Below are 23,143 nucleotides of genomic sequence, written 5' to 3'. Positions count from 1 at the left end.
TGCCAACAGGCTATTCAATCACACCTTTTTGCTTTTCTATCCAGGCTTCGAGGTCTTCACGTTTGAAGCGCCAAGAACCGCCAACTTTGAAACCAGGAAGCTTTCCTTCACTTGCTAATCTATATGCTGTTTTTTCGGCCAACTTTAGGTAAGCAGCCACCTCTTTCAAGGTTAAAATTTGGTCTACCATTCAGAGTGTTATCTCATGTTGGTTTTATTCATCAGAATTAATGGTGAGAGAATATGGGAAAATTGGGGAATCGGCAATTGGTAGGGTGGGATTATGAGATTGAGCGCTTATTATTCATACCGCCCTAATAGATGGGCGGCAATTTTAGACTTTTAGATACGTTTTTACTGTGTTTCTTACTTTGATTTACCTGCGAGCCCAATAATCAACGCTCCCAAGGCAGCTCCCGCAATGAAAGTACCTACATTGCTTCCCCCTTCAGACTTCGCTTTTGTTGCGTTACCTCTAAGTTGTGCCTGAACGGACACCTGTTCACTTTCCTTAAGATTGTTAACTGTATTGACAACTGAATTGAAGAGTTCGTCTGGCGCAATAGCAAGCGCTTTGGCACATTCAAACATCTGGTCAACAGAGAATGTTGACTTTCCTGACTCCAGACGGCTGTAGCTAGCTTGTGAGAGGCCCATTTTTTCAGCTAATACGCTCTGCTCTATGCCTAGTTCTTTGCGTTTATTCGCGACGACCACACCCAAAATCGATGAGTAAGAAACCATTTTATCTTGCATTTTCACCACCAATAACAAAATAACACTTGATCAACCAAATGCATAGGTATAGATTAAATGCATTCAGATACGTCTAACGTAAATGAATGCAACATGGGAATTCAGTTACTTTAAAACATAGAGGAAAATTTATGAAGAATAATCTTAGTGTTGGTGATCGACTTTATCGTTCAAAGCTTTTCGTAGAACATACCGGAATCTACCTTGGCGACAGGCGAGTACTTCACAACTCTCCAGATGAAAATGTTGAAATCTGCGCTTTAGAAGAGTATGCGGTGGGAAAACCAGTGAAAGTAGTATTTAGTCGCCTAAGTGAAGAGAAACAAAGTGAACTGCTTAGCCACGCAGAACAATTGATTATAAAGGAAAACAAATATGGGGTGTTAGGTAATAACTGTGAACATTTAGCCTCAAAAATGCTGTACGGTAAGCCGTCAAGTGAGCAATTACAAGGGGCTGCAGTTGGTGCTATTGCAGGCTTACTTTTGGCTCAGTGTAGCCAATCTAAAAACACCTCGCTATATATGGCAGCTGGTGGCCTTATAGGGTGTTTACTTGTCAATGCCACTCGTAACTACGACAGTACTTTGAAACCCGAAAATCATTACCAATAAGTGATCATTAACTATGTTTTACACTAGGTGCCGAGGCTAGTGATGATGCTAGATACGAAAAAACCCCAGCATTTCTGCTGGGGTTTAGAATTTGGCGGTGAGTGAGAGATTCGAACTCTCGATACGTTGCCGTATACACACTTTCCAGGCGTGCTCCTTCAGCCACTCGGACAACTCACCGTATTGTGTTGTGAAACGCTTTGCGTCTCAACGGGGCGCTAATTTAATGATTTCATGCTGCGGGGTCAAGCAACATTTTCAAAAAACACCCCAAAATTCGTCTGTTTGCGCATCCTTTGGGCATCTTGGTGGACATTCGATCATTCTGACCAACCCTACGCCAAGAATCCATCAAGCAGGTGCAGCATCATTACGCTGCGGTGTAGTAACCCGGCACGCGGAACATGCGACGACACAGGTCAAGGAAACGACCATAAACCACACCTAAAGCCCCAGAGACGAGTGCGTTACTGGTTACTGCGGTAACAATCTGATCAAAGTCAGCACCAACGGTCAGCAGAATCGCGGCATACACAGGCGACTGGAACAATACATAAGCCACAAAGTCTGCGATGCTCTTGGTCAAGCTATTGTCAGAAAGGCGTGCTGATTGGCGAATCACAAAATCACGAAACGCGCCATACGGCCAGGCGATCAGAATATTGACTGGGATAGACAACAATCGCGATGCCAGAGACTGCTCAAACGACATGCCACTGATAAAGATTTCAATAGCCATACCCGCTACAAAACCGAAGAAAACCATCGCAAACACGTCTGCCGCCGCATTTCGCACACAAATACGCCCTTTCACCGCAACCTCAAAGACTAAAATTCTAAATAACACCAAATTAAATAGTGCAAATCACTGGGTAAATGACTCACACCCCGAATATGGCGCTATTAAAACAGCTTTAAAGCAAAATGAGCATCTGAATTTCAAGTTTTGTAGTAAATTTACAACTGATTTTAGGGCAGAAAACAGAACGTTATACTGATCACACTTTTTCTGCCCAATTAACGCACTAAAAGTCAGGCTTTTCTCTGCGGCCATTCACGCCCATGTTTTAAACTTCGGCAGCAATGTTTACCTAAGCTCATGATTAGCATGAAGATAACTAATAAGCCAATGAGCTGCCAAGCCTGTGCGAGTGGCATCAACAGCCAGTAAACTGTGCGTGTTAAGGTTGGACTTTTACGGAATTTTTCCACCCAAAGAGGTGAGTTTTCGTAGTAGTAATGCACAAATTCATCACCATAGGGCAGTTTTAACAGAATTTGATCGCGGAACTTTCGTAAATTATCTACTTTTTCAATATCTTGAGCATAAAGGTAAGACGCTACAAAACAGCGACTATCTGGCGCTTCAGCAATATTGGCTTGCGGTGGTGATCCCGCTTCCGTCCGCATACGACTTTCAACCTCGCCGACTGAGCGGTTATGGTCGAACACAGATTGATCTTCGATGCTGAAAGTGACTAAAGCGCGGGTCATTTTACTTGCGGCCTCGGTGGCATTCGCATTCACCCACTCCCCCGACAGATTTTGAAAAGAGAGCGCAAGCAGTTCCGCACTTGTATTGATATTCACTTGTGTTGTCACTGCATCGCCTGTGGTGACAAAGTGCAGTGCCGTGTAGTTATCTGCCTGTACGTGTTCTACGGCACTGAGCTGTCCGCTTTGTGGCGCAATTTCGGCGTTATCTAACCAAGGGACGACCCAAGCATCAGCGACAGTCAATGTGAAGGTGCGGCTATAACGTTTTTCACCCAAGGTGGCGACTAAAGTAAAAGTGCTCTCACCTTCGTTAAAGGGGGTACCGACGATTTGGTTACCATTCACCGCAAGCCCCGCCGGCAAACTGCCATCGGTCAGTACGACACTCTCGACCGTTTGCGAGAAACGCAAAGGCAGTGCGATCTCTTGGTTGATTGGTATCGTTGACCATGTCGTGGTTAGCCAAGGAGAGGTTTCCCAATCGGCAGATACCGGTGCCGTATTGGCTGAATTGCGGTTCACAATCGCATCGGTAAACGGACGCAAGACTTGATGAGAAGCAAACATCCGATAGCGTACACTGCCTGTCGCGGGCGGTAGGTCAAGATACTGGGCGGTGGGCTGCTCAACCGTCGCTAAGAAATCAAACCCTTGGTCGGGCAATGCGCGATAAATGGAGACCGATTTCGCATCGCTCGGCCATGACCAAGTCAGCAACAGTCCTTCATCCTCATTCACCATAAGTGCAAGATTAGAAGGTGATGCAAGGAGCTGCTGGAGATACAGAGTATCCGTATCGCCTTGTTGATTTTGGATGGTGATCATCCCTGCCCCTTTTGGCAACGTCGTCAGTGCCAATGTGGTGCTATTGATGAGGGTAAAGTTCAATGACTCATCACTTAGGTGTACTGCATCGTAATTTATCGATACTGATGCCGCCTCATTCAAGCGATTGCCGATGATCTGCCATTGACTGTTCTGCCAATCGATCCCAAACAACGCAAACGGGTTGGTTTGAAAGGCTTGTAGCGCTTGCGGGCCGTTCGCGACTCCCCCCGTTCTGAGTACGGGCTGCAACTCGCGGCTGACGGTAATATTGTCATTGATGATAGCTCGCAGCTGCTGCGGTGTGGCATTAACATTTTGCTGGCGAATCATCGCAGCTAAAGCGGTGATAAACGGCGCAGACATCGAGGTACCCGTACGCGTGCGCGTATTGTTATTCAAGTCTAGGCTGAAAATACTTGTGCCCGGGGCAGCGATATCAGTACTTGATAACCCATAGTTACTGCGGTTAAACAACTCACCGCTATTATTGGTGTTTGCGACTGAAATAACGCCTCGGTTAGTGCGCGCAAAGTCGGCAGGATAAATGGCAATGGTGTCATTGTTGGTGCCTGAATTACCTGCTGCGACAACATGTAGGATGCCCGCTTCTGTGGCACTCGCCATAATGGTATCAAGAGATTCGGTGTAAGTCGGTGTTGTCCAACTGTGGTTAATGATATGGACGTCATTGTCTATCGCCCATTGTACCGCTTTCACCGCATCAGAAATGTCGCCTCCCCCTGTTGCGTTAAGAAAGCGCAGCGGAATAATGCGTGCATTAATACACGCCCCCTCAAACTGACTACCATGCGCTGCGATAATGCCCGCAACATGAGTGCCATGACCATTTTGATCATCGCCACCCAGTTGCTCGGTAATGCCGTCATAACCTAGCGGTGTACCGCCATTGTCGACAAACCGGCCGGATAGCGCACTGTGTTCAAAATCCACACCAGTATCTAACACCCCAATACGGGTGAGGTCGCACTCACGTTCCGTATTGGTCAATTGATCATAGCCAAGCTGTTGCCAAGGATAGCCCGTTAATGCCGCGGTATTCGCATCACCACTACGCAATGCAGAGATCGTCTTGTCTGAGGGCTCTATTGGCGCGGGTATATCAATCGACGCGTCATATTCGACAAACCGGATAGTTGGCATCCCTAACAGCAGTGGCAATGCTTGCTCAATGTCATCGCCTGAGATTTTTAACAGACGAGCGTGCGCAGATAACACATCAACATCCACCGCAATGTCAGACGAGAGTTGCCATGGGTTTGGCGGTATCTTGGTATCTGAGTGGAGTCCGACCAGATAAGCCGCATGAGAAGTCGTTGATAGGAATAGAAATGAGAAGAGCAGAGAACGTAGTGTTTTCATCACAATCCTTTAAGCAAAAAGTCCCGGACCTTCCTGGCCCGGGATCTAAGTTGACCTTATTTAAGGTCTAGCAGCCGAGGGCAAATTTGCCCAAGTATTATTCAATACCTACCGTACTGCTCACACTGTAATCGATATCAAGGTCTGATGCGTTCAAAGTAAATGGTTGGACACACACTTCAGCTGCCCAATCTTCTACATACGCATCCACGGTGTCGCGAACCTCAGCTTCCATCAGTACGACGCTGTAAACCCAACGGGTCCACTCCTCACCTTCCACATCCATTTCCATCCACTCAGTCTCAACCTCAACGTCCTCGACAAAGACACCAAATTCAAACACGTCTGCTGTGCCGTCTTGGTTAAAGTCGTAGAAGTCATGAAGATCAGCCAGTTCCATGGTGTAGTGGTCGATATCCCACTGTTGTTGCGCCGCTTGGTCTTCTTCCCACTCGATGTTGTTATACACAGTGCGGAACTCCCAATATCTGTCCGCCATTTGCGCATCATCTACCGCATCTTCCAGTGGGCCAAGCACATCGACATTGTCGCTACGTAGGGTTTCGAGCGCGGTGTTTGCTTCGGTGACTTCCGTATCTTTCGCATTCACTAACGCTGCTGCCGCTGTTGCTTCGTCAGACTCTTCGCCAAACTCGTCGACTGCATCCCAGTAGTCTTGCTCCAGCATAGCGAGCTCTTCTTGAAGGGCTTCAAGGTTATCATCCGCTTCGGTAATGCCTAACGAATCCTCTTCCGCTTCTAGTGCTGCTACCGCATCTAGGTAATCCGCGTAAGGGTCTACACCGCCATTGTCGTCGGTAAGATCGGCAAGATCTTGTTGGTATACAGCGATGTTGTCATTGCGCTCAGCAAGGTTCTCTTCCGCACTATCCAGCTGGTCTTGTAGCTGACGCAATGGGCTCCAGTAGTTGTACTGCTCATCTAGCAAGGCACGGTTTAGGTAGCCGCTTTCCCAACGCTCTTCTTCGTAGTTGTAAACATAAGAAGAAGAGTAGTCGACATAACCACCGCTTAAGGTAGTACAAACTGCATCAGCCACTACTGCATCGCCGTCGCCTTCTGAGCCATCGCCTTCTGAACCATCACCTTCTGAACCATCACCTTCACCACCATCGCCTTCATCTTCGACCACTAGCATGTCGAGCATCTTAGTGAGATAGAGGTCAGGGGTGCGCTCGTTCTCTTCAGAACCATCGCGCGTCCCTTCTGAAACGATAACGGCTTCTATCAGCGCACCCGTAATGGTAGAGCCATCAGTAAAGCGATTTTCACTGGCGCCTAACTCGTTCATGAGGACGTCTTTCCAGTTCACCTCATTGCCTTCGTCATCAAAGGTTGACTCGACTTCAGTATCTACCCACGCCACGGTGTAACCACTGTCTACCCACTCTTGAAGTTCTGAATCCCAGTAGCGGATATCTTCTTCATAGTTGATTTCACGCTCAGTGATATTGTCTTCGTCGTCTTCAATGGCTTTTTTGGCATACCCCAGCTCAAGAATCGCTTCAACGATCACTTGCTCATAGACTTCATCAGACTCGTCGGTTTCGAAAGTATCTGTCTCATGGCGTTGCTCTAGACCCCAAGAACCAAGGCTAAGCGCATACTCATTTTTGTCTTCCGCTTCTAAATCCGGATCATACTGTTGAAGCAACCAACCCGGCGTTGCCCACTGCATGTAAGACATACGCTCACAGCCTACAGCCATCATGTCGTCAGGCAGGTCGTCAGCATCGTCACAGCCATACATCATGGCATCATCTTCCGCCATCACCGCATCGCCGCCACCATCACCGCCATCTGAACCATCACCACCGTCAGTGCCATCACCGCCGTCATCGACAGGGACCATTTCAGTGATCAGCATGTCATCATGCCAGTAATCGGATTCAGGGAAGAGTTGCTCTTCATCGCCAGCACCATCTGAGACACGCATCACAGGACGGAAAATAGACGACAAGGCATAATCCCCGCCGCGATTCCAATATCCGCCTGCCAACACAGTATAAGGGCCATTAAAATCACCATCGGCCATGCCGTAGTCAAAAGGCATCGGCAAGGTGTAAGCTGATGGCAAGTGCACACCAATAATGTCATTGGTAATACCAAGCACATCTGCGGCTGTTTGCACACCTTCTTCTTCTGGATCCCAGTCATAGGCCTCTTCACCGACACTGGTTTCGGTATTCAGTAATGCCAGTGGCATCGGAGTTTCAAATGTCCACGTAGCCTCCATCGCGCGCAGTTTCAAGCTATGGTCACCTTCACCAAAGGTGACATACGAAACACTCGTTTCACGCAGTTGGCCGTTGCCGTTATCTATGCGCGCTTCAACACGGTATTTGCCCGGTAGCAGTTCAACCAGCGCCGTTGGGCTTGATGGACTCAGCTCGACTTCGGTTGCAAAGCCACCGCGAAGACCATTACCTGTCTCTTGATAGCAGTCAATCATTTCGCCCATGAACTCGATGTAGTTGTCATCTTGTTCACTACAGGCATCAAGGAGATCCATCGCTTCATCCACAGTACCGACAAGATCGTGACCGTAGAATCGTACGTTGATGTATTGTGAGTCACCAATATACGCTGCTTGTGCATCGCCCGTTGGAAAACGGGCACTAAGTTGCACTGCAGCTACCTCTGATTTGGCCGCTCCACCACCTGCTACATCGGTTACCGACGAAGTGGCTGAACCACCATTACAACCTGCCAAGCTCAGCCCTGCGAGTACCGCAACAGTGAGAGCGCTTAGTTTATTCCTGTTATTCATAACGTTTCCCTTTAATCGTCCGGTTACTATTCGATATCCACGCCCACATTGCCGCTCGCTTCGAAGACTTCAAAGGTGGTCGTTTGGGGTTCCGATTCTTGTCCAAATTCATCAGTGGCAATCACTGACACCGTGTATTGCCCTTCAGCCACACTGCCTGCTGCAAAGCGAATACCTGCTCCATCATTGACTTCAGTAAAGTTCAATGTTGGGGTAACGCTCCACGCAAAGCTCACTTCTGTGTCTGCACGCGCCGCTGCATTCACCGCGATTTCTCCCGGGTTCGTGCCACTTTGGTCAGACTGTTGAAGTTTCGGTGTGACGTTAAGCGTGGTCACTTCAGGCACATCTGGCTCCTCAATCGTCACCGTCGTGGTGTCTGTGGTTGAGGTGTTATTGCCATCCGTCACTTCAAGCGAAAAGGTATAGGTACCAGGGCGAAGGTCGCTACTTGCAACTGTCAGCGTCAATCCATCCGCAGAAGCGGTATTGGTCAGTGTCGGTGACACATTCCAATCCAACTCAAGATCTGCCAACGCGGTTTGGTCATCACTCACGGTTGCTGTGACACTCAAATCAACGAGGCCGCCGCTGCTGGTTGCCGTCAGCAGGTTGCTAGATGCTGTCACATCAACAACAGGTGCGAGGTTGTCTTTCACCTCAAACAGACCTTGCTCTGCTGAAGAAGCAGTACTGTTACCTGGGTTGCCTTGCGCGTCGATATCTTGCACCGTGATCTGTGCGCGATATTGACCGACTGCCAATTGGCCCGGATCGATGCTTGTGACACCCGTATCCTCATCCGTGGTGAGGTTCAAGGTCAGTGCCTCTTCTGCTGCCGTTGACACTTCATCTTCGGTAATACGGAAGATCTGCCATGACTTGTTGAGGACACGACGTGGGGTAAAGTCATCGCTAAAGGCGGCAACAAGCTGGATAGCGTTCGCGACATTTTCACCACCAATGGCGACAATTTCGCTCGGTGAAACCGACACAGACTCAATCACTGGCGCCTTGTCTTCTTCCACTTTCACGACCACATCCCCAGAGACTGTGGCTTTACCGTCACTCACATCCACACTGGCTTCGATATCACCTACACTGCCGGTCGCAAGCGTACAGGTGGCGGTCGTACAGTCACCCACACCGGTCCAAGTGTAAGTGAGTGCATCACCATCGAGATCTTGCGCATTCACGGTCAATGTCGCGGTAGAACCTTCGCGCACTGAGGTTGAATCATCTTCACTATCAAGACGTTCAAACAGGGCGAGATCCTCTTCGCTATCGACATCAGGAATGACCTGTCCCACTTCGAAACCAGAGATGGTCGGTAAGCGGTTATCGGCAGGGTTAACTGTGATAACTTTGGTATCAATGCCAACACCGTTATCAGCATCCCGCACCGTCATCCGTATCGTCACGTCACCCGCAGCATCAAAGTTCATCACGAGTCGGTTACTCGTCAATTCAGACTCTGTTGGGCAGGCACCGTTGTTACACGTCAGTGCTTCTGGCTCGAGTTCAGCGGTGAGGTCATCGGGGTCAAAGGCATTCCAGAACAAGACGTAATCGGCATTAACCTTAGTGCTATCATCTCCTGAGAGTGATACCTGAGGTACGCGATTCTGTTCTTGGAAATCGACCACTTGGCTGCCATCGGCTAGATCTGCGGCGGTAACAGGCTTGGTCTGTAGCAAGGCGCGTACAGATTGGTCGGTACTACAGTTTGCTGCAAAGCGATAATCACCGTCAGCATCCGTGAGCGCTACAGATTGACCACTCGCACCACGCAGCGTCACAACTTCATTGGCGAGTCCATTCCCGCTCGTATCCGTGACCGTACCTGTGATAGAACATGCCCAGTCGTTCTGCATCGTGAAGTTCACTTCATTACAGTTTGCCTCACCGATTTGTAATGGATTCGGGAAGTTATCGACCGGGATGTACTCAGTCACACCCGAACCGACACGCGCATTAAAGACCGACAGACCCCAATTGTTAGGATCAGTCACAACGGCCTCTGCTGAACCAACCGCGATAGTCTTACGGTAGTTACCGTTGTTGACCAACACATTGTCCCAGCCGTTATCCGGCGTTTCGAAGTTCAAGTAACCGTTATAGCGATCACCGATTTCTGATTGGCTCTCAAAATCGATCTTGCCGAAGAAACAGATCTCTTTGATTGAAGTGCGGATCGGCCAATCAAGGTTGATCCAACGTAGCCATTCGTTCGCTTTCGTGACAAAGACTCGCACATAGACTTGCTTGGTCTCGGCGGACATATCCAATGCATTGCTCGTTGCGTCATAGGTCACGCCATCGGCAAAGGCAAAGGCACCACTTTCGGTATATGGCGTAGCCCCTGTGTTGTCCGTTAAGGTACCGTATCCCACAAAGCGCCATTCGCCGCTATACACATAGATAGGGACTTGGAAGTTATTGAGATCTAAGTTGGCATCTTCCGTGATAGTCGGGTAGCTACCTTGCGGTACGCGCATCACGATGATGGCAGGATCATCTGCCGCAGTGGATGCGCTCTCATCAAATTGCAGTGAGTTACCATCTTGGTCTTCGATAACCAATTGGCTAAAGGTCGACGAGATCAACTGATAGGTTTCTGTACCATTGCCATCCGAAACGAGGTCGATACCATCAACGGTCGTATTCGTTTCACCAACCCCTTCAAACTCACCAGGGAAGTTCTGAATATCGCTGGCATCACTCGAATCAAAATGTGCTGCGCGAGTTGTAATCGCTTCGACATCTTCGGCAATCGTGCTGGGAACCAGTGATAAATTCAACAGATCCGCTTCACCGGCAGCAATTGATGCAGGGGCAGCCCCTTCCCGGATTTCGAGTCGACCATCATTGGTTTTAACCAGACTCATGTGCCAACGACCATCACCGTCTGCGGCTAGGACGTTATCGACAATATCTGAACGTTTCACCGTGTTTGTCGCAACAGGGGATAATGGCAACGGAACTTGGGCTGACGCCTGCTGTGAGTCCAACGGAATCACTTTTTCGCCTTCAAGAAAGCCATCTTTTTGATAGGTAACAATCACTTTCGAAGGGGTTGAGGTATAGCTTCCAGGTAGGTCTACTTGATACTGGCCTGAGTCATCGGTTGTCGTGGCTATGGGTGCATCAAGTAACGACGTCCCGCTCGCATCTTGCACGTCCACGGTAACGGTCACCGCATTCTGGGAGGCATCACCAGTACCGGCAGCTTGCACTTTGGGATCAAAGGCTTGGCCGATCACCGTCTTCACGCCTGATGTCAGTGTGATGGGTGTGCCACCACCACCACCACCGCCGCCGCCATCGCCGCCGCCACCTCCGCCATCGCCGCCGCCTCCGACGACGGAATCACTTCCACCTCCACCGCACCCAGCAAGGACAAAGGAAATTGCCGTCGCCAACGTGAGCATCTTGGTCTTTCTGCTCATAGAAAATCCCTCTATTTCGATGCACTATGAATTTTAAATAAAACGAGTCCGCTCATTGTTTAGTGAAACAATAAGTAAAGTTTTAGATTTGCTTTTTATTTACGACTTCTATATTCGAGTTTTTATATATTTACCTGCCAACATGACGAGTGAATTCAGGAGAAGTATAGAAAAAGCTAGAGCATAAGCGCGGCAAATAAGAGACCAAGATCACGTTACATAATCTTACACTTTTGATGGTGATCAATATCACTAATTTAAGTTTTTATTCCATATGAACATGCATTTACCACGATTAAAGTGTAAGAAAATCGCCTTTTCCGTCTCAATAGGAATACCATTGCTTACATATTTTGACAGCGTTACTCAGAAAAGAGAGTGATCGGACTTGTGAAATGTAATCGATTTAATTGCAATCTTTCAATTAGTCGTTAATTTCAGGTGGGAAACTAATAAAACGCTTTTAAAATCAGGAATATTAAAAATTTAGTTTTAATATACGACGTATTCTGTTCTCAATAATATTATCGTGAAGATATGAACAATTTCGACGCTAAACAAACAAAAAACACCGCTAAGTCTTTTACTTAACGGTGTTTTATACTCAGAGATTACTTACTTGTATCATTCGATGCCAATAGAGAGAAGTCAATATAGCTCGACAGATCCCGTTTAGTGATACCCGGCATGTAAGGGATTTCACCCAACTTTTGACCCGGTAGCTTGTCTTCCAGCCACTTAATCACATCCGCATAGTTATCTAATCCCGGGTTAATACGATTGGCAACCCAACCGACAACTTCAAGGCCATCACGTTCTATCGCTTCAGCAGTTAACACTGCATGACTCATACAGCCTAATTTGACCCCAACGACTAAGATGACAGGCAACTTCTGACGCTGGACCCAATCTGAAAGGTAAATCTCATCGGTAACGGGCACACGCCAGCCACCAGCACCTTCGACTAACACCATTTCTGACTTCGATTTTAAGTGCGCGAACGCACTATCAATCACGTCGAACTCAATAGCAATATCTTCTTTGCGTGCAGACAAATGCGGTGAAGATGCTTCAACTAACGTATAAGGGTTTACTTCTTCGTACGTCAGTTCAACATTGGATGCATCTTGTAGATAAAGCGCATCGGTATTTCGGGTACCGACTGGCGTGATCTGGCTGCCCGACGCAACAGGTTTGAACCCGGCGACTTGTACACCTGCAGCGACTGCAGATTGGATAATGGCACGACTACACACAGTCTTGCCCACTTCAGTGTCGGTACCCGCAACAAAAAACGCGTTACTCATTGACGATCACTCCGAAACATACTTGATAGGTCGCAGGCAAAAGGTTGTTGTCGTGGCGATATTGTTGATAAGCCTGCTCGACTTGATCGATCGCTCTGCGCCCAGACAATCCAGGCCGACGCGCTTGAGGTACATGGTTTGCACCAATGCCTTTTAGGTCGCGCATCAACGCTTTTGCACTTGCGTAATATTGAACAATTGGCACAAATTCTACGGGCTCTGCGGAAAGCCCCGCTTGCGCTAACGCAACTTTTATCAACTTTTCTGATAAAAATTCATTGATATGTTGATAAGAATCAACGGAAGCCCAAGCTTCTGACAGTTCCTTTAAGCTACCATCTACGAGAGTAGTAAAAGCAATGATCCCACCGGGGCGCACCACGCGGCGCATCTCTTGCAGTGGGACGCTCAAATCAGAACACCATTGCAAGGCTAAGCTAGAAAACGCGATATCAATCGAATTCGACGGTAGAGGTAAGTTTTCAGCATCCGCCTGAAGGTAATCGACACTTTCACCACAACGCTGATTCGCGACATCCAGCATGGCTTGGCTAAGGTCAACACAGGTCACGTTATGGCCCTTATCACGCAGCTGCGAGGAAAAGTAGCCCGTACCGCAACCGACATCAATCACATGTTGAGGACGATCGAAATAAGGGAGTCGATCAAGTAGTGCATGCCCAACGCGACGCTGAAACTCTGCGCTGGCATCATAGCTCAGCGCCGCTTTTCCAAACGCATTGGCGATGGCTTGTTTTTGTTCAGAGAACATAAGCTCACTCTCTGCTGTTATTGTTATTCCAGTGTGTTACGACAAAATTCGATTCAATGCCTGACAAAGCGCGATAACTTGCTGCGCAGTGTGCGATGCTGTAAGGGTTATCCGTAGTCGTGATGTCGGCACTGTCGGCGGACGTATTGCGCTAACATGAAAACCAAGCCCCTTAAGCTGTTCAGACACCGCTAGGCATTGCACAGTATCCGCTATGATGACAGGCTTAATAGCGGTCTCAGTGATGGGGGCATGAATAGTGCTATCCAGCGTTTCATAGAAACACGCCGACAATGCCTGCAGCTTTTCACGTCGCCAATGTTCAGTTTGCGCGCATTCAATGGCAGCACTGACGGCCATCGCCTGTGCAGGTGGCATCGCCGTTGAATACGTGTAATGACGCGCGTACTGCAACAAATAGTCATACACGAGTTCATCGCATAGAATGGCGGCGCCATGCACGCCGAGTGCTTTACCAAAGGTCACCAAGGTAATGTCGGGGGTGATTTCCGCAGCAGAGCCTTCACCTTGCTCGCCGAGTACACCAATCGCATGAGCGTCATCGACCATTAGCATACTGTCTGCGTCGGCACACAGTTGGGCCATTTCAGTCAATGGCGCTTTATCACCATCCATGCTGAACACACCCTCAGTGATTGTCAGCAAGGGCATGTGTCGCTGAAGACGCTTTTCCAAATCGCGCATATCATTGTGACGAAAACGCCATTGTGTTGCTGGTGACAACTGCCCTGCTTCGAGGAGCGAGGCATGATTCAGCTTATCTTGAAGCACAACATCTTCACGCTGTAACAAGGTAAAAAGCAGCGCTTGATTCGCCGAAAACCCACTACTAAACAGCAGTGCACAGGGTTTGTTTAGCCAATCACACAATTGTGACACCAACTTTTGATGAGCGGGATAGAAACCGGTGACTAACGGGGAGGCACCACTGCCAGCCCCATACTGATTAACGCCTTCTTGAAAGGCGTTTTTAACCGCATCAGCCTGAGATAAACCGAGATAGTCATTGCTCGAAAAGTTAATCACCTGCTGTGACGCAAAGCGGTTTTCCTGCTGACGACGGCGCAACCCTTGTGCTGTCCGCGCATCAAGTTCAGCGCGCCACGCTAACTCTCGGGTGTGCCGACTCATACGCTCGCATCGTAGAAGAGGTCATCTTTGGTTGGACGCGCTGCAACACGCTCGGCAACCTGCTCCATCAATGCTTCTTCTTCGACTTCATCAGGCTTCTGAGACGTCTCTTGCGTATTAATACCCAGCTTCGCGAACAACTGCATGTCTTTATCTTCAGCTGGGTTTGGCGTGGTAAGCAATTTGCAACCATAAAAGACCGAGTTCGCACCTGCCATAAAGCACAGTGTTTGCATCTGCTCGTTCATATTTTCACGACCTGCCGATAATCGCACCGCCGACTCCGGCATTATGATTCGCGCGACCGCAATGATGCGAACGAAATCAAAAGGATCCACATCGTCAACACTTTCTAGTGGTGTACCTTTGACTTTCACCAACATGTTGATAGGGACACTTTCAGGATGGAAGGGCAAGTTCGCGAGTTCAACAAGCAACCCTGCACGGTCATTGGCTGACTCACCCATGCCGATAATACCGCCTGAACAGATCTTCATGCCAGCATCACGCACATGGCTGAGCGTATCAAGGCGATCTTGATAGGTGCGCGTAGTAATGATCTGACCGTAAAACTCTGGCGAGGTGTCGAGGTTATGATTGTAATAGTCGAGACCAGCGTCAGCGAGATCTGTTGCTTGATCCGGCGTCAACATGCCGAGCGTCATACAGGTCTCTAACCCCATCTCTTTCACGCCTTTGATCATCTGTTTTAGATGCGGCATGTCACGCTCTTTCGGGTTTTTCCATGCTGCGCCCATACAGAAGCGAGTTGATCCCGACGACTTGGCCTTTTGAGCAGCATCTAAGACACGTTCAACTTCCATAAGGCGTTCACGCTCGACGTCCGTCGTATAACGCGCGCTCTGCGGACAGTACTTACAGTCTTCAGGACAAGCACCTGTTTTAATCGATAGCAGGGTACTCACTTGTACCTTGTTGGCGGGATGATACTGACGATGCACTTGTTGTGCTTTAAACAGCAGATCCATGAAGGGCAGTTCGAACAGATCGCGTACTTCACCTACTGTCCAGTTGTGACGAATTTCCACCAGCTCACCTTTTATCTTTTTCCATGTGTAATGCTTGGCTAGTCTACGTTTAGTTAGTAGACTGTCAACCAATATCCCATCACCAAGTTAACATCTGGACAAAATTTAACCATGCAGATTGATTTGCAGTTCGACCGTGAGCATCTTTGGCATCCTTATACCTCCACTTTGAACCCGCTCCCCTGCTTTCCTGTCACTCACGCAGAAGGCAATCGACTCTACCTTGAAACAGGTGAAACCTTAATCGATGGCACCGCCTCTTGGTGGTCAGCTATTCATGGCTACAATCACCCGGTGCTGAATGACGTTGCGAAAGCGCAAATCGACAAGATGTCTCATGTAATGTTTGGGGGTATCACCCATGCGCCTGCTGTTGAGCTTGGTAAGAAATTGCTCAGTATGAGTGGCTTCGATCACGTCTTTCTCGCCGACTCTGGATCAGTCTCTGTCGAAGTTGCCCTCAAGATGGCGTTGCAGTACTGGCATTCGCGCGGCCAGAAACGTGCTAAGTTCCTGACTTTACGCCACGGCTACCATGGTGATACTTTTGCCGCGATGTCGGTAACAGATCCAGATACATCGATGCACAGCCTCTATAAAGGCTTTCTCCCTGAGCACGTGTTTGCCGAATCGCCAGAAACCCAATTCTGGGATCAGTGGAACCCAGAAGATATCAACAGTTTTAAAAGCCAGTTAGCTCAGCACCACCAAGATATTGCCGCGGTTATCCTTGAGCCTATCGTGCAAGGAACTGGGGGAATGCGGATTTATCACCCAGAGTATTTGCGCCAAGTCCGTCTGCTTTGCGATGAATATGGCATCTTGCTGATTCTTGATGAAATTGCGACGGGCTTTGGCCGTACGGGTAAGCTGTTTGGTTGTGACCATGCCGGGATCAAGGCTGATATCATGTGTGTAGGTAAGTCGTTGACAGGCGGCTATATGACATTATCAGCTACCATGACCACCAAGCATGTTGCTGACACTGTGTGTGGCGGTGAAGCAGGTTGCTTTATGCATGGACCAACGTTTATGGGTAATCCGTTAGCCTGCGCGGTCGCTAATGCAAGTTTAGGCATGGTGCAAGAAGGCCATTGGCAGCAGGATGTCGCACGCATCGAAGCTAAGTTTGCTGAGTGTTTGGCACCGCTTGCCAAGTACGATTTGGTCGCCGATGTCCGTTGGCTAGGTGCGATTGGGGTTGTCGAACTCACCCACCCTGTCGACATGGTGAAAATCCAGCAGCACTTTGTTGATCTAGGCGTGTGGATTCGCCCCTTTGGCAAGTTGGTTTATATGATGCCGCCTTATATCACCCCAGACAGTGACATCGAAAAACTCTGCATCGCCATTCAAAGCGCTGTCGAGAACGCACTGGTACAAAAAGGGTAATATGGTGAAGATAGCCCACTCCTGCTTGGGCTATCTTGTCTCTCAGGTGAATATTTTTTTCCACTTTTTGCGCCCCCTTGCAGATTCCACTTTCCCAACGGCAATCGACTCGAAGTCACTTTTGCTTGATGATAAAGTAACCAAATTGCATGCCTATTTGTGATCTTGTTTGCCCTTAACGGGTGGGATCCCAATCGTGCGCGACTCAAGCAGATTTCGATGAGGTGCTTATGGGATTAATCATGAATCACTACCTGTTCCCACTGTCCGTTTTCCTTCTTCCCAAAGGGATAACGCAGCTTCGCATCTTTGAGCCTCGCTACTTAAGAATGGTGGAATCTTGCTTAGAACATGAGACAGGCTTCGTGATGGCCATGCAAGAAGGTGAGCGAGTCTGCCAATACGGCACACTGGTCAAGGTCAACGATGTGCGGCCGATGGAAAATGGCACCTTGGGGATCGAAATCAAGGGGATGCACGTTGTAAAAATTCATGAGCCCTATCAAGAAGAGGACGGCTTGTGGACAGCAAAAACAGAGCGCACGGCGGGTTGGCAACCCACAGCCTGTGACGCGCAAATCCATCAACAACTCAGCCAAAAACTGCAGTCGCTTTTTCATAACCACCCTGAACTCAGTAGCCTTTACAAAAAACCGGAGTTTAACGACCCAGCTTGGGTTTGCGCGCGATTTTTAGAGATATCCCAACTCGCGACTAACCAAAAACAGTGGTACCTCGCTCAACCTAACCATCTTGAAGCCATGTCGTATCTCTCCACCATGGTCGTCGGTTCAAGGCAACTCCACTAAACCGAAAGACGACGCATAAAAAAAGCGCGGCATCACTGCCGCGCTCTCAATTTGTCGCATAGACGCTCGATTAACCGTCAATCATCTTCATTAACAACTCACCCGTGTACATGGCTTTCTTCACCAGTGCTGCGCCGGGCATGGTTGCTTGGGTGTAAAAGCAGCTCTCTTCAATCACCAAGTTTTTGGTATATGCAGGTAAAGAACTACTTTCAACACACTCACGAATCGCTGGGTAAAGTACTTTTTTGGCGCGGTTAAATTCCCCACCAATCAAGATTTTCTGCGGGTTAAACAAGTTGACCATAATGGCAATCGCTTGCCCCAAGTTATGACCCAACTCCACGATCACCTGCTTGGCGAGCGGATCACCCGCAACAGCAGCTTCACAAATACGCTCAACCGTAATTGGCCCACCATGTAAAGATGAGGGACGCGGTTCTAGCGGCTTAGCTTCTGCGAGCATCGCTTCAACCTGCGCTTTCACCGCACTTAGGCTAGCCACCGTTTCCAAGCAACCATGGTTGCCACAAAAACACTTTTTCCCAAACGGTTTGATTTGAATATGCCCCATCTCGCCGATATTGCCTAAACGGCCTTGTAACACATTGCCGTCAAGCACGATGCCGGCACCCACACCGTGGTGTACCGACACGAGAATAGAGTTTTCTTCTTCTTGTGAGTTTCCGAACAGTTTTTCGGCCAATGCCCAAGCGTGAGTATCATTCGCTATGAATACAGGCAAACCGATCGCTTCGTGAATACGTGGACCCAGCGGCATGTTATCGACATCGAAGTGAGGCATCTGCATCACAATACCGTCGCCCGCATTCACCAAACCGGGTAGCGATATCGCAATACTTGTCACACGATCAATTTCACTGACGTGGTCGGCAAAAAAGCGATGAATTTCAACTACAAGCTTTTCAATCAATGCGTCTTGATGGCGCTCTGCAATATCTAAACGCTCATCAATTAATAGATCACCACCATGTTCATGTAGCGCAATCGTCATGTAGCCGCGGCCTAAACGAATCGATAGAAACTGCCACCCTTCATTTCGGGTACGTAAACCCACCGCAGGTCGACCACGACTGGCTGGCTCGATGATCTGCGTCTCCTGAATCAGGTGCGCTTCCATCAACTCACGGGTGATTTTGGTGATACTGGCAGGGGCTAACTGGCTCTTTTTCGAGAGTTCTATTCTTGATATCGGGCCATTTTGATCGATCAAGCGATACACGGTGCCCGCATTATTACGCTTAATATGATCGATATGACCTGGTTGGGCAAGATACATCCCGGAACTCCGATTTAAGACAATGAAAGTATTTTTTTACTTTGCGAAGAAATTGTTAAGCCGATTATTATCTGTACGTGATTCCAATCACATTGTTTTACTTTTCTTAGACACGTTTTAAGATGAACAGCCCAATTATCGCATTTTTATAGCTGCTTTATTTTTCATCGAAAAATAATCTAATATCACAGTAGTGACTGAACATTATGCCTTAGACAATAGAAACTTTGCTTCAAGATCACTAAGAAGCATCAATAGTGAGCAATTATTTTCTCAAATTTAGTATGGGATTTATAGATAATTTTAACATTTTGAGAGCATTTACTCGTAGCGCACTGTTTTTTCTCTTTTGTCGCCCCCCTGCTTCTCTCCAGACGACTTCCCTAAGACTCGCTATCGCTTAAGAAAACTGCGAAAAACTCACCATTCGGCGCTGAACCGTCGGCTAGTAAAAATTTCTATCGCATTATTGCCAATTTCGTGCAATCGTTAACCAGTCATTACCCGTTATCACCAACAATTTGCCTTTCTAGACCACACAAGGGTTGAAGCCGCTGGTCAGACAGGTAATATTGCTGGTTTCACACTAAGAAAACTGCACATGTTCGTGCCTCCATGGAGTATAGATTTAGCATGACGACTTACGCGCCTGTAAAAGACGTGCTTAGCGGTAAAATCGCGGTAGACAGTGAAGTCACTGTTCGTGGTTGGATCCGTTCACGTCGAGATTCTAAAGCCGGAATCTCTTTCCTTGCCATTTATGACGGCTCTTGTTTCGACCCGATTCAGGCCGTGGTCCCTAATAATCTGAATAATTACGACGAAGAAGTCCTAAAACTAACAACGGGCTGCTCTGTTGAAGTCACCGGTACCGTCGTCGCTTCACCGGCGAAAGGTCAAGACTTCGAGCTCGCTGCAACGGGTGTTAACGTTGTCGGTTGGGTTGAAGACGCAGAAACCTACCCGATGGCGAAAACCCGCCACTCCATCGAGTACCTTCGTGAAGTCGCGCACCTGCGTCCACGCACGAACGTTATCGGTGCGGTTGCTCGTGTTCGTAACTGCCTATCTCAAGCGATTCACCGTTTTTACCACGAGCAAGGTTACTTCTGGGTCTCTGCGCCGCTAATCACTGCTTCTGATGCGGAAGGTGCCGGTGAAATGTTCCGCGTATCAACGCTAGACATGGAAAACCTGCCTCGCACTGACAAAGGCGATGTGGATTTCAACGAAGACTTCTTCGGCAAAGAGACGTTCTTAACCGTATCTGGCCAGCTAAACGCAGAAGCGTACGCGTGCGCATTGAGCAAGGTTTACACCTTCGGCCCGACGTTCCGTGCTGAAAACTCAAACACTAGCCGCCACCTAGCAGAATTCTGGATGGTTGAGCCTGAGGTAGCGTTCGCTGACCTGGAAGATATCGCTAAGCTATCTGAAGATATGCTGAAGTACGTATTCAAAGCCGTACTGGCTGAATGCCGCGACGATCTTGAGTTCTTCGCGCAACGCATCGACAAAGAAGCCATCACTCGCCTAGAGCAGTTTGTTGCTTCTGACTTTGCACAAGTTGACTACACAGACGCAATCCAAATCCTTCTCGATTCTGGTCGCGAATTCGAATTCCCAGTTGAATGGGGAATCGATATGTCTTCTGAGCACGAGCGTTACCTTGCAGAAGAACACTTCAAAGCGCCTGTTATCGTTAAGAACTACCCGAAAGACATCAAAGCTTTCTACATGCGTTCTAACGACGATGGCAAAACGGTTGCTGCGATGGACGTTCTAGCACCAGGCATCGGTGAAATCATCGGTGGTGCTCAACGTGAAGAGCGTCTAGATATACTCGACGCACGTATGCGTGAAATGGGCATCGACCCTGAGCACATGAGCTGGTACCGTGACTTACGTAAATACGGCACCGTGCCACATGCGGGTTTCGGTCTAGGTTTCGAGCGCCTAGTATCTTACGTAACGGGTATGGGCAACGTGCGTGACGTGATTCCATTCCCACGTACGCCACGTTCTGCAAACTTTTAAACGTCACTCAGACGTTTTAATCCAAAAGGTCGCACAGATGCGGCCTTTTTTATTACATTATCGAAACAAAGCCATTGTTGTATCCCGCGTCCTTGCGACGCTGAAAAGAAATAAACACACCCTCAAATCGCCGCTCAGCCACTAGAAAACGTCTCTTTTCTCCGTTTTGCTCTGCAAGTAACATAAAAATAGAAGATTTACGTAATTTTTGTGACAGACCATTGCGATTTTTCGCGTCCAAAAGTATAAAGGGAGTATCCCCCTTCACTTACGCATGGATGACGCAAATGTTTGAGAAAATCGTAGCCGCTCCCGCCGATCCTATCCTAGGTCTCACGGAAGAGTTTAAGAATGATAGCCGCCCAGAGAAAATTAACTTGGGTGTTGGTATCTACAAAGACGAATCAGGTAACACGCCCGTTTTAGGTACCGTGAAGAAAGCGGAAGCTATCTTACTTGAAAAAGAGACAACCAAGTCTTACCTCAGCATTCCAGGTACCGCTGAGTATGGCCTCGCTGTGCAGCAGCTCTTATTCGGTGCTGACGCAACCATTATTGCTGATAAGCGCGCGCAAACCGCACAAGCACCAGGTGGTACAGGTGCACTTCGCCTTGCTGCTGAATTTATCAAGCGCCAACTTGGTGACGTAAAAGTGTGGATCAGTAACCCGACATGGGCGAACCACAATGGTGTGTTTACGGCTGCTGGCCTCGAAACCGTGCAATACGGCTACTATGATGCAGCAAGCAAAGACATGGACTTTGCCGCTATGCTAAATGACCTGCAAGGTGCATCTGAAGGCGATATCGTTCTGCTGCACGGCTGTTGTCACAACCCAACCGGTATTGACCCTGATGCGGACCAATGGCAACAACTCGCAGCGCTGGTTGCTGAGAAGAAGCTACTACCTCTTTTCGACTTTGCTTATCAAGGCTTTGCCCGTGGTGTTGAAGAGGATGCCGCTGGCCTGCGTATCTTTGCCGCACAATGTGAAGAACTATTAGTCGCCAGTTCTTTCTCTAAGAACTTCGGTCTTTACAACGAGCGCGTTGGTGCCTTTACCCTTGTTGCAAAAGATAACGCAACCGCCACCACAGCATTTAGCCAAGTGAAAAGCATCGCACGTGTTATCTACTCGAACCCGCCCGCTCACGGCGCAGCCATTGTGACGGAAATTCTCAATGACACCGCGCTACGCGCTGAATGGGAGCAAGAAGTCGCCGAGATGCGTGACCGTATCCAAGAGATGCGTACGCTCTTCGTCAGCACCTTGAAAGAGCTCGGTGTCGACGCTGATTTCAGCTTCATCGAGCGCCAAAATGGTATGTTCTCGTTCTCTGGCTTAAACAAAACACAAGTTCAACGCCTAAAAGAAGAGTTCGCTATTTACATTGTTGGATCGGGCCGCATTAGCGTTGCTGGCATGACTAAAGCGAACATGCTACCGCTTTGTAAAGGGATTGCAGCGGTACTCTAATCGCTCATATCACTGACACATAAATAAAAATCCACCCTACTGGGTGGATTTTTTGTATCACACGCATTCTGCGTCAGCCTGAGCGGTCAAAATCAAACGGCAACACGTTGTTGCAGTATAGCTCTCGCTCATATTGCGCTTCTAACTGTGCTCGCCAAGGTCTGTCTGAAACGGGCACTAAGAAGAACTTCTCTCGCCCAGTATCTGTGACAAATGCCATACCGTGTCGCATCAACTCAAAATGAATGTCATTGATGAATTCTTGATTAAATTTTTGACGCCCTGTGAGATGATTAATGTCTTTTCGAGTCAGACTCACGCCCTGCTCATCCTCGCCAAATCGCTGTCTTAGCCAATGGGCGAACTCTTTGGCGCTCACCATAGTCATACATAGCCCCTCTACCGATGCAAATGAACGGTACCTTAAGGTATAGCAAAGAATATGCATCTCAGTGTGGAAAAAAGGCTGGTAGATGAGATCGTTACGGAATAAGTAGTGGGGACAACTGCTTAGCGATACGGTAGCAAATTA

17 protein-coding genes and 1 tRNA gene are annotated in these 23,143 nt (G+C 48.4%); 5 read left to right on the top strand and 13 right to left on the bottom strand.

Annotated features, from left to right (window positions below; genetic code table 11):
* Positions 1–10: 10 nt before the first annotated feature.
* Positions 11–190 (bottom strand): methylation-associated defense system helix-turn-helix domain-containing protein MAD1, encoded by a 180-nt coding sequence (mads1, locus tag TSUB_RS05660; protein ID WP_087019678.1) that lies wholly within the window; start codon positions 188–190, stop codon positions 11–13.
* 176 nt (positions 191–366) lie between these two features.
* Positions 367–756, bottom strand: a complete 390-nt coding sequence (locus TSUB_RS05655) for a helix-turn-helix domain-containing protein (RefSeq protein WP_087019675.1) — start codon at positions 754–756, stop codon at positions 367–369.
* A 131-nt stretch (positions 757–887) separates the two neighbouring features.
* On the opposite strand from TSUB_RS05655, the gene TSUB_RS05650 reads away from it, so the two are divergent.
* Positions 888–1,370, top strand: coding sequence for a lecithin retinol acyltransferase family protein (locus tag TSUB_RS05650; RefSeq protein ID WP_087019672.1), 483 nt, complete (start codon positions 888–890; stop codon positions 1,368–1,370).
* Between the two features lie 92 nt (positions 1,371–1,462).
* On the opposite strand, the gene TSUB_RS05645 is transcribed toward TSUB_RS05650, so the two are convergent.
* The 9 genes from TSUB_RS05645 to bioB all read right to left on the bottom strand — a co-directional run bounded on the left by TSUB_RS05645 (position 1,463) and on the right by bioB (position 15,595).
* A tRNA-Ser gene (locus TSUB_RS05645) sits at positions 1,463–1,550 on the bottom strand.
* A 190-nt stretch (positions 1,551–1,740) separates the two neighbouring features.
* Entirely contained in the window at positions 1,741–2,184 is a 444-nt protein-coding gene (locus tag TSUB_RS05640; RefSeq protein ID WP_281422928.1) for an L-alanine exporter AlaE, read from the bottom strand.
* Between the two features lie 218 nt (positions 2,185–2,402).
* The gene (locus tag TSUB_RS05635) at positions 2,403–5,075 is read right to left on the bottom strand and encodes a S8 family serine peptidase (RefSeq protein WP_087019666.1); all 2,673 of its coding nucleotides are present in this window, start codon (positions 5,073–5,075) and stop codon (positions 2,403–2,405) included.
* 97 nt (positions 5,076–5,172) lie between these two features.
* The gene (locus TSUB_RS05630) at positions 5,173–7,866 is read right to left on the bottom strand and encodes a hypothetical protein (protein ID WP_087019663.1); all 2,694 of its coding nucleotides are present in this window, start codon (positions 7,864–7,866) and stop codon (positions 5,173–5,175) included.
* Positions 7,867–7,892: 26 nt separating this feature from the next.
* Positions 7,893–11,315, bottom strand: coding sequence for a carboxypeptidase-like regulatory domain-containing protein (locus TSUB_RS05625; RefSeq protein WP_192867838.1), 3,423 nt, complete (start codon positions 11,313–11,315; stop codon positions 7,893–7,895).
* Between the two features lie 611 nt (positions 11,316–11,926).
* On the bottom strand, positions 11,927–12,622 hold the full coding sequence (gene bioD, locus TSUB_RS05620) for a dethiobiotin synthase (protein ID WP_087018689.1): 696 nt from the start codon (positions 12,620–12,622) through the stop codon (positions 11,927–11,929).
* Positions 12,615–13,394: a malonyl-ACP O-methyltransferase BioC gene (gene bioC, locus TSUB_RS05615; protein ID WP_087018691.1), complete on the bottom strand. Its 780-nt coding sequence runs from the start codon at positions 13,392–13,394 to the stop codon at positions 12,615–12,617. Before bioC ends, bioD begins: the two co-directional genes overlap by 8 nt.
* Positions 13,395–13,430: 36 nt before the next feature.
* The gene (locus tag TSUB_RS05610) at positions 13,431–14,546 is read right to left on the bottom strand and encodes an 8-amino-7-oxononanoate synthase (protein ID WP_087018693.1); all 1,116 of its coding nucleotides are present in this window, start codon (positions 14,544–14,546) and stop codon (positions 13,431–13,433) included.
* Complete coding sequence (gene bioB, locus TSUB_RS05605; RefSeq protein WP_087018695.1) at positions 14,543–15,595, bottom strand: biotin synthase BioB; 1,053 nt, start codon at positions 15,593–15,595, stop codon at positions 14,543–14,545. The genes TSUB_RS05610 and bioB overlap by 4 nt, the downstream gene beginning before the upstream one ends.
* Before the next feature lie 117 nt (positions 15,596–15,712).
* On the opposite strand from bioB, the gene bioA reads away from it, so the two are divergent.
* Entirely contained in the window at positions 15,713–16,987 is a 1,275-nt protein-coding gene (gene bioA / locus TSUB_RS05600; RefSeq protein WP_087018701.1) for an adenosylmethionine--8-amino-7-oxononanoate transaminase, read from the top strand.
* A 230-nt stretch (positions 16,988–17,217) separates the two neighbouring features.
* Positions 17,218–17,796, top strand: coding sequence for an LON peptidase substrate-binding domain-containing protein (locus tag TSUB_RS05595; RefSeq protein ID WP_087018697.1), 579 nt, complete (start codon positions 17,218–17,220; stop codon positions 17,794–17,796).
* 70 nt (positions 17,797–17,866) lie between these two features.
* Here TSUB_RS05595 and mlc read toward each other — a convergent pair whose 3' ends face one another.
* Positions 17,867–19,096: a sugar metabolism global transcriptional regulator Mlc gene (gene mlc / locus TSUB_RS05590; protein WP_087018699.1), complete on the bottom strand. Its 1,230-nt coding sequence runs from the start codon at positions 19,094–19,096 to the stop codon at positions 17,867–17,869.
* 633 nt (positions 19,097–19,729) lie between these two features.
* Here mlc and asnS point away from each other — a divergent pair.
* Together asnS and TSUB_RS05580 are read left to right on the top strand one after the other, a co-directional pair.
* Positions 19,730–21,133, top strand: coding sequence for an asparagine--tRNA ligase (gene asnS / locus TSUB_RS05585; RefSeq protein ID WP_087018772.1), 1,404 nt, complete (start codon positions 19,730–19,732; stop codon positions 21,131–21,133).
* A gap of 287 nt (positions 21,134–21,420) precedes the next feature.
* The gene (locus TSUB_RS05580) at positions 21,421–22,611 is read left to right on the top strand and encodes an amino acid aminotransferase (protein ID WP_087018810.1); all 1,191 of its coding nucleotides are present in this window, start codon (positions 21,421–21,423) and stop codon (positions 22,609–22,611) included.
* Positions 22,612–22,684: 73 nt separating this feature from the next.
* Here the strand turns inward: TSUB_RS05580 and TSUB_RS05575 are convergent, their stop codons facing one another.
* Positions 22,685–22,999: a hypothetical protein gene (locus tag TSUB_RS05575; protein ID WP_087018774.1), complete on the bottom strand. Its 315-nt coding sequence runs from the start codon at positions 22,997–22,999 to the stop codon at positions 22,685–22,687.
* Positions 23,000–23,143 lie beyond the last annotated feature (144 nt).

This window comes from Thaumasiovibrio subtropicus, from assembly GCF_019703835.1.
GTDB lineage: Bacteria > Pseudomonadota > Gammaproteobacteria > Enterobacterales > Vibrionaceae > Thaumasiovibrio > Thaumasiovibrio subtropicus.
This window is presented reverse-complemented; position numbering and strand designations above follow the sequence as displayed.